The organism is Thermoanaerobaculia bacterium (assembly GCA_035717485.1).
Taxonomy (GTDB): domain Bacteria; phylum Acidobacteriota; class Thermoanaerobaculia; order UBA5066; family DATFVB01; genus DATFVB01.
Genome location: DASTIQ010000266.1, coordinates 1 through 7,350, shown reverse-complemented (window position 1 = coordinate 7,350; position 7,350 = coordinate 1). Strand labels below are relative to the sequence as shown.

General features: G+C 71.0%; 8 protein-coding genes. 5 read left to right on the top strand and 3 right to left on the bottom strand.

Annotation, left to right across the window (positions count from 1 at the left end):
- From VFS34_14030 to VFS34_14015, 4 genes are all read left to right on the top strand, one after another.
- A partial coding sequence (locus tag VFS34_14030; GenBank protein ID HET9795568.1) for a hypothetical protein occupies positions 1-392 on the top strand: 392 nt, incomplete at its 5' end.
- Positions 389-1,237 carry a 4-(cytidine 5'-diphospho)-2-C-methyl-D-erythritol kinase gene (gene ispE / locus VFS34_14025; protein ID HET9795567.1) on the top strand — a complete coding sequence of 283 codons (849 nt, stop codon included), beginning with the start codon at positions 389-391 and terminating at the stop codon, positions 1,235-1,237. The genes VFS34_14030 and ispE, both read left to right, overlap by 4 nt.
- Before the next feature lie 4 nt (positions 1,238-1,241).
- Entirely contained in the window at positions 1,242-1,538 is a 297-nt protein-coding gene (spoVG, locus tag VFS34_14020; GenBank protein ID HET9795566.1) for a septation regulator SpoVG, read from the top strand.
- Positions 1,448-3,016 (top strand): PQQ-binding-like beta-propeller repeat protein, encoded by a 1,569-nt coding sequence (locus VFS34_14015; protein ID HET9795565.1) that lies wholly within the window; start codon positions 1,448-1,450, stop codon positions 3,014-3,016. Before spoVG ends, VFS34_14015 begins: the two co-directional genes overlap by 91 nt.
- 15 nt (positions 3,017-3,031) lie before the next feature.
- Here the strand turns inward: VFS34_14015 and VFS34_14010 are convergent, their stop codons facing one another.
- A complete protein-coding gene (locus VFS34_14010) occupies positions 3,032-3,268 on the bottom strand; it encodes a CDGSH iron-sulfur domain-containing protein (GenBank protein ID HET9795564.1) in 237 nt (78 codons plus the stop codon).
- A gap of 116 nt (positions 3,269-3,384) precedes the next feature.
- Here VFS34_14010 and VFS34_14005 point away from each other — a divergent pair, with 116 nt between their 5' ends.
- Positions 3,385-3,933, top strand: a complete 549-nt coding sequence (locus VFS34_14005) for a BON domain-containing protein (GenBank protein HET9795563.1) — start codon at positions 3,385-3,387, stop codon at positions 3,931-3,933.
- Between the two features lie 9 nt (positions 3,934-3,942).
- Here the strand turns inward: VFS34_14005 and VFS34_14000 are convergent, their stop codons facing one another.
- Together VFS34_14000 and VFS34_13995 are read right to left on the bottom strand one after the other, a co-directional pair.
- Complete coding sequence (locus VFS34_14000) at positions 3,943-7,173, bottom strand: UvrD-helicase domain-containing protein (GenBank protein ID HET9795562.1); 3,231 nt, start codon at positions 7,171-7,173, stop codon at positions 3,943-3,945.
- Positions 7,170-7,350, bottom strand: a 181-nt coding sequence (locus tag VFS34_13995) for a hypothetical protein (GenBank protein HET9795561.1), incomplete at its 5' end; no start/stop codon positions are given. The genes VFS34_13995 and VFS34_14000, both read right to left, overlap by 4 nt.

The window sequence follows — 7,350 nt, the reverse complement described above, 5'->3', positions numbered from 1 at the left end:
GCGCCACGTGGGACGGCGTGCGCACCGTCGTTCAGCGGGAGGGGAAGGGGGAGAAGACGATCGAGGGAGACGCCGTTCTCGCCGCGCTCGGGATTCCGCTCAACGCGTCGTCCCTTTCGCTCCTGCTCTTCGGCCTTCCCGACGCCTCTCCGCCGGAGCGGATCGAGATCGCCGCGAATTCCTCGTGGCTCTCCTGGCGCGCCGGCGCTCTCTCCTGCGAGATCGATCCGGCGGGTCGTCCCTTCCGGGTCCTCGCCCGGGACGGCCGCCGGAAGGTCGAGGTCCGCTTCACGGAATGGGCCGGCGACGTTCCGTCGCGAATCGGCATCTCGGCGTCGACGGGCGGGACCGCGAGCCTCGCCCTCCGGCCCGCCGACGCGGGCGCCTCGTGATCCTCCGCGCGGAAGCGTTCGCCAAGACGAACCTGCGCCTCGAAGTCCTCGGGCGGCGCAGAGACGGCTTCCACGAGATCGACACGGTCTTCCAGACGATCGACCTGACCGATCGACTGGAGGTTTCCGAAGCCCCCGGGCGGATCGATCTCGAATGCACGGATCCGTCGGTCCCGTCCGACTCCCGGAATCTGGTCGTCCGGGCCGCCGACGCCCTGCGGAGGCGGTTCCCCGACGCCGGCGGCGCGCGGATCCGGCTGGAGAAGAACATTCCCGCGGGCGGCGGGCTGGGCGGAGGATCCTCCGACGCCGCGATCGCGCTCCTCCTGCTCGCGCGCCTCTGGAAACTCCCCGTCGGTCCGGCGGAGCTCGCCGGAATCGGCGCCGAACTCGGAAGCGACGTTCCGTTCTTCTTCGTCGGCGGCACCGCGAGGGGACGGGGCCGCGGAGAGATCGTCGAGCCGCTCCCCGACGCGCCGTCCCGCGCGCTCGTGCTCGTGGTCCCGCCGTTCTCGATTTCGACGGCGGAGGTCTATTCCCGATGGCGTCCGGGCGACGCCCCGGACCCGGCCGGTCCTGTTTTCGGCCCGAACAGCTTGGCATCGGCTGTGCTTGCGATCAACCCCGAGATGGATCGTCACCGCAGGGCGATTTCGCGGAGTTATCCGGATTGCCAGGTCTCGGGGTCGGGCTCCTGCCTCGTCGCATGGGAAGGAGAGCGGAATGCCGAAACGGCGAAAGCTCTCGCCTCGGAGCTTCCCGGCGCGCGCGTCCTCCGGACACGGACCGTCTCGCGAAGCGAATACGAGAAGCGGTCAACTCTGGAGCTCTCGCTGAGGAGGTAGCGCCGTGAACATCACGGAAGTCAAAGTGCACCCGGTGGATCAGGACAAGCTGAAGGCCTACGTCTCGATCGTGCTCGACAACTGTTTCCTCGTTTCCGACATCAAGGTGATCTCGGGTCCCACGGGACTCTTCGTCTCGATGCCCTCGAAGCGGAAGAAGAGCGGCGAGTTCAAGGACGTCGCCCATCCGCTGAACCGGGAAACGCGCCAGTGGATGGAGGAGCGGATCCTCGGCGAATACGACCGCGCCGTCAACGGCACCCCGGTCGAATCCGCTCCCGAGCAGGGGGTCACGATCTGAACCGGATCCGGGAGGTCGTCCTCGCGGGCGCGCTCGCGCTCCGCGCGCCGATTCTCCCGCCCGCGACGAACCCTCCGGCGGCGCCGATCCTTCCCCGTCCGCCGGTCCGCTTCGTCTGGCCCCAGCTCGGATTCGACTCGTCGCACAGCGGCGTCAACCCGTCGGAGCGGGCGATCGGGCCTTCGACGGTCGCCCGGCTCCGGGTCCGCTTCCGGACCCCTCTCCCCGCCGTCGCCGACGGCGCTCCGGCGTTCCTCTCCGCCGTCGACACACCGGAGGGAACCCGCGATCTCCTCTTCGTCACGACGAAGGCGGGACACCTCGTCGCCGTGGACGCGGCGACCGGGGAGATCGTCTGGGCGCGTCAACCCGCGTCCGGGCCGCGCTACACGACTTCTTCTCCGGCGATCGATCCGCCGCGGTCGTTCGTGTATTCGTACGGGCTCGACGGTTTCGTGCACCGGTTCCGGCCGGGCGACGGAGAGGAGGACACGGGCGCCGGCTTCCCGCAGCTCGCGACGCGAAAGCCGGACGTCGAGAAGGGCTCGTCCGCGCTCGCGATCGCGACCGACCGCTCCGGACGCTCCCGCCTGTACGTCGCCAACGGGGGATATCCGGGAGACGCGGGCGACTACCAGGGCCACGTCACCGCGATCGATCTCTCGAACGGAGCGCAGAAGGTCTTCAACGCGGCGTGCGCGGATCTTCCGATCCATTTCGACGAGAGCGGAAGCCCGGCGACCGATTGCGCACGCGTGCAGAGCGCGATGTGGGCCCGCGCGGGCGCGGTGTACTCGCCGGCGACCGACCGGATCTACGTCGCGACCGGCAACGGCGTTTACGACGGCGTCGCGAACTGGGGGGACTCGGTTCTCGCGCTCTCTCCCGACGCGGGCGTCCTCGTCGACAGTTACACGCCCGCCGAATATCAGCACCTCCAGGACGTCGATGCGGACCTCGGCAGCTCGGATCTCGCGCTCTTCCGGCCCTCGTCCGGCGAGAATCTCGGCGTCCAGGTCGGGAAGGACGGGGTGCTCCGCGTGCTCCGTCTGGACGACCTTTCGGGCAACGGCGGTCCGGGACGAACCGGCGGGGAAATTCAGAAACTCGGCGCGCCGGGCGGCGCCGAGGTGCTGACGCTCGTCGTCAGCGCGCCGGACCCGTCGGGAGGAGAGCCCTGGATCCACGTGGCCAACGATCTCGGCGTGGCCGGCTACCAGTGGGACGCGGGGACCTCCCGGCTCGAGCTGCGCTGGACGATCACGCCCGGGGCGAGCTCTCCCGCCTTCGCGGGAGGCCTGCTCTTCGTCGCGCGCCCGGGACTCGTGCGAGCGCTCGACCCGCGAACCGGGGAAACGCTCTGGAGCGACGCCGGGATCGGCGGTATCCACTGGCAGAGCCCGATCGTCGCGCGGGGAAACCTCTACATCGAGGACGAGGCCGGATTCCTCACCGCCTACTCGATCGACGGAAAGTAGATCGGCGGCGCCGCGCTAGCCCTTCGGCGCGGGAGGAGGCAGTTCTCGGGCAACGCACTCCGACTCGAATCCGACCTTCGCGTGCGTGGAATCGCAGAAGGGCTTGTTCGCCGAATGCCCGCAGCGGCAGAGAGAGACGCCCGTTCGGCCGCCGAGGCCGAAGCGATTGCCCTCCGCGTCGACGATCGTGATGTCGTCTCCTTCCACCCGGATGGGCCCGTTGCGGCGAATGATGATCTTCGTTTCACCCATGCGGCCACGCTAACACACGTTCCGGCGCGACCCGCCTCCCGCGCTCCCGGTCCCCGAGCGAGCTTCCGCGACGGTATGGCACGGGCTTCGCTAGATTTCTCGACAGGAGAGAAGCGATGAGAAGAAGAGGCCCGGGGGTTCTGCTCCTGGCGGGGCTGGCGCTCGTGTTCGCGGCGAAGGCCGGGGCCGCGACGGTGGACGACGCGGTGACCAACCTGAAGGTGAGGACGGCGCTCCTCGAGAAGTTCGGCACCGATGCGCTCGGAATCAGGATCGAGGCGAACGGGACGGCCGTCGTCCTCTCCGGGGCAGTCGACAAGCCCGAGACGAAGGCGGGCGCGAAACCGGCCGCCGCCGCGGTGAAGGGCGTCGGAACCGTCGAAGATCGGATCACACTGGGGCACGGACCGGCGACCCGGACGCGCGAAGCGGCGGCGACGGCGAAGAGGAATCTCGACAACGCGCTCCTCGAGGCGCGGGTGAAGGGACGGCTCTTCGAGCAGGTCGGAGAAAACGCTCTGAAGATCGGCGTTCACGCGTCCGGGGGGATCGTCACGCTTCGCGGGACGGTTCCGACGAGACCGATCCACACGACCGCGTTGGAGACGGCGAGAGCCACGAAGGGAGTCGCCCGGGTCGTCGACGAGCTCGGCGGGCCCCGTTAGGACCCGGCGCTAGAGCAGGTCGAACACCTCGCCGCTCCGCGCCGAGACGACGCAGGCGCGAGCGACGGCGACGCCGAGGAGCCGGAGCGCCGTCGCGTACTCGCGGAGCTGCGGGCGGTACTGCTCGAAATGCTCCCTCGCGGTCTCCTTCCCCCCGAGCCGATCGAGGCGGTCGGTCTTGTAGTCGACGATCGTCCAGCCCTCGTCGCCTTCGACCAGCAGGTCGATCTTGCCTTCGACGAGGGCCCCGTCGTCGGGAGATCGGAAGAGGATCGGGAACTCGGCGATGCGCCGCGCCGGCGCCGAGAGCGGCGCCGACCGCAGGAGCGCTTCGACCATCTCCCGGATCTCGCGGCGGCGCCCCTCTCCGAGCTCCCACTCCGCCGCGGCGTTCGCGACCGCGGCGTCCGTCTCTCCGTTCCGCCAGACGAGCTCCATCGCCCGATGAACGGCGCAGCCGACGCGGGCCGCGACGGACGGCTCGTCGGCGGGGAGGTTTTCGTACGCGGGGCGGTCTTCCGATCCGGCGTGCGTCCCGCCGGCGCGACGCAGGAGCGCCGAGCGGGTGAGGGCGAGCCGGTCCGGCCGCCCGGCGATCTCCGCGATCTCCCGCCGCAGGCGTTCCGCGGCCGCCGGATCTTCCCGCCGGCGGCGGGTCGGGCGTCGGCGGGGCGCCGGGTGCGTCTCGCGCCGTTCCACGAGGCCCGCGAGCGGTCCGGAGAGGACGGCCGGTCCGAGCAGCGGGAGCGACGTCCGGTCGAAGGGATCGTTGACCCCCTTCTTCGATTCGGTGACGTTTCTCCAGCGCGACAGGACGAACCAGTCCTCCGCGCGCGTCGCCGCGACGTAGAGGAGCCTCCGGATCTCGGCCTTCTCGCGCTCCTCGTCCTCGGCCTGGAGGAGGTCGAAGTCCGGGCTCGCGAGCGTCTGCTTCCCGCGCTTGATCGAGGCGCCCCACTCGCCCTCGCGCCGGGGCACGAGCAGGCCGTCCGCCCCCGCGTGACCGGTGCTTCCGAAGCCCGCGAGCACGACGACCGGGAACTCGAGCCCCTTCGCCTTGTGGACGGTCAGGATCCGGACCGCGTCCGGCGATTCCTCGAAGGCCCGCGGCTCGGAGAGATCCGTCCGGCCGATCGACAGCAGGCCGCGCACGACCTTTCCGAACGACGAGGCCGTCCCCTCGAGCCCCCGCGCGAGGCTGACCAGCTGATGGAGGTTCGCGCCGGCCTGCAGCCCGCCCACGCGCCGGGCCCGCGCCTTCACGACGGCGCCCGTGGCGTCGAAGAGGTCGAGGATCGTTTCCGACGCCGGCCGCTCGTCGCGCGTTCGATGCAGACGGGCGAAGAGGTCGAGCGCCTCGCGCAGCGGCCCGGAGGCCAGGCCCGCCCGGCGGTAATCGAAGGCGGCTCCGCCTTCGCGCGCGAGGAACAGCTCCTCGTCGGAAATGGCGAAGAGGAAGGACTTCAGCGCCGCGTAGAGACCGATCGCGTCGTCGGGGGTGTCGATCGCGCGGAGCGCCGCGAGCGCCGCGCCGGGCTCCTCGCGCCGGAAGAAATCGAGGCCTCCGTCGACGACCGCGTCGAGCCCGGCACCCATGATCGCTTCCTGGATGAGCCCGATCCCGTCGTTGGCGCGGACGAGAACGGCCACGTCGCCCGCCCGCGCCGCCCGTTCGTCGTCTCCGACGGGAAGAGACCCCGCGCCGATCGCGCCGCCGATGAACGCGGCGATCGCCTCCGCCTCGGCGGCCCGCCATTTTTCCTCGTCCGCGCGCCATTCCGGAGGGGGATCGAGGTAGACGATCCGTTTCTCCTTCGGCGAAGGCCGGACGCCCCACGGCTCGATGGGCGAGTAGGAGACCTCGAACGGCCGGACCGGGGGGGCCATCGCCTCGCCGAACACGGCGTTGACCCATTCGAGGATCGGCGCGACGCTTCGGCGGTTCGCGACGAAGGTCTCCCGGTCGCGGCCCATCAGGTTGCGGACGAGGGTGTAGGTCTCGAGATCGGCCCGGCGGAATCGGTAGATCGACTGCTTCGGGTCGCCCACCAGGAGGAGCCGGCCCGGCTCCGGAGCGAGCCGCGTCCACTCCTCTCCGCCCCCTTCGGCGTGGGCGAGGCGCAGGACGATCTCCATCTGGATCGGATCGGTGTCCTGGAATTCGTCGACGACGAGCAGGGCGTATCGGTCGCGAAAGTGGCTTCGCGCGGCCCCGGAGGATCGCAGGAGATGCCGGGCGGCCAGCAGGAGGTCGTCGAAATCGAGGAGGCTCTCGCGGCGCTTCCGGCGCGCGACCGCGTCGAGATAGCCGCCCGGTTCCAGGGCCAGGCGTCGCAGCAGGTCGACGAGCATCGGCTCGTCGCGGACCGAGGCGAGCCGCTTGACGAACGGGTCGTAAGCTTCCTTGCGCCACTCCGCGACGTCCGGCAGGGTCCGGGTTCCGGTGAAGTCGATTTTCGGCGCCGTCTCCGCGGACGCGGCGAGGCCCTCGAAGTCGGCCGGCAGGGTTTCGATCCATTCCTTCACCCGGACGAGCGTTTCCGCGACACGGTGGCCCGCCTCGCGCGCGATGTCGAGGAGGGCGTCGACGCGCGGCAACCAGTCGCGCGCCCGCGCCGCGATCCGGCCGGCGTCGGCGGCGGGGAGCCGCGCGTCCTGCACCCGGGAGCGCTTGTCGTAGAGGTCGGCGGCGAGCGTCGCGATCGTCGTCTCCTCGTCGCCGCCCATGAGTTTCAATCCGCGGCGGAGCGCCGTTCCGAGCGCCCCGTCGGGCCGCTCCGCGACCTCCTCCCGCCACCACTCCTCCCAGACGGCGCGCGCGAGCGCGGCGGAGGCCTCCGGGAGGAGCATGCGGAACGCCGGAACCAGCCCGGCTTCGATCGGCCGTTCCCGGAGGAGGGAGGCGCAGAAGGCGTGAATGGTCCCGACCTGCGCGCGGTCGATTTCCTCGAGGCTCTCGCGGGCGGCGGCGCGGGCCGCTCCGGCCTCCGCGGGCGAGGCTTCGATCTCCGCGAGCCGTCGGCGAAGCCGGTCCTGAAGCTCGCCGGCCGCTTTTTCGGTGAACGTCACCGCGGCGACGCGCGTGAGGGGAAGGCGGGGAGCGCGCCGCACGCAAACCTCGACGATCGCTTCGATGATCGCGTGCGTCTTGCCGGTGCCGGCCGACGCCTCGACGAGGAGAGACCGGTCCCTCCCCGAGACGGCGCGCGCGCGGGCCTCGCGGTCGGCCGGGTCGCTCACGGCAGCCTCCGGAGGGCGAGGAGCGCGCGGACCGCGGGATCGGGGTCGTCGTCCTTGGCCGCGAACCGATCCTTGTGTCCGGGTCCGCAGACGTCGGCGCACTCGCACACCCCGCACGGATCCTTCCGGAGGCGCGCGGCGGTGCGGGGAACGAAGGTTCCCGAGGCGATCGCCGCC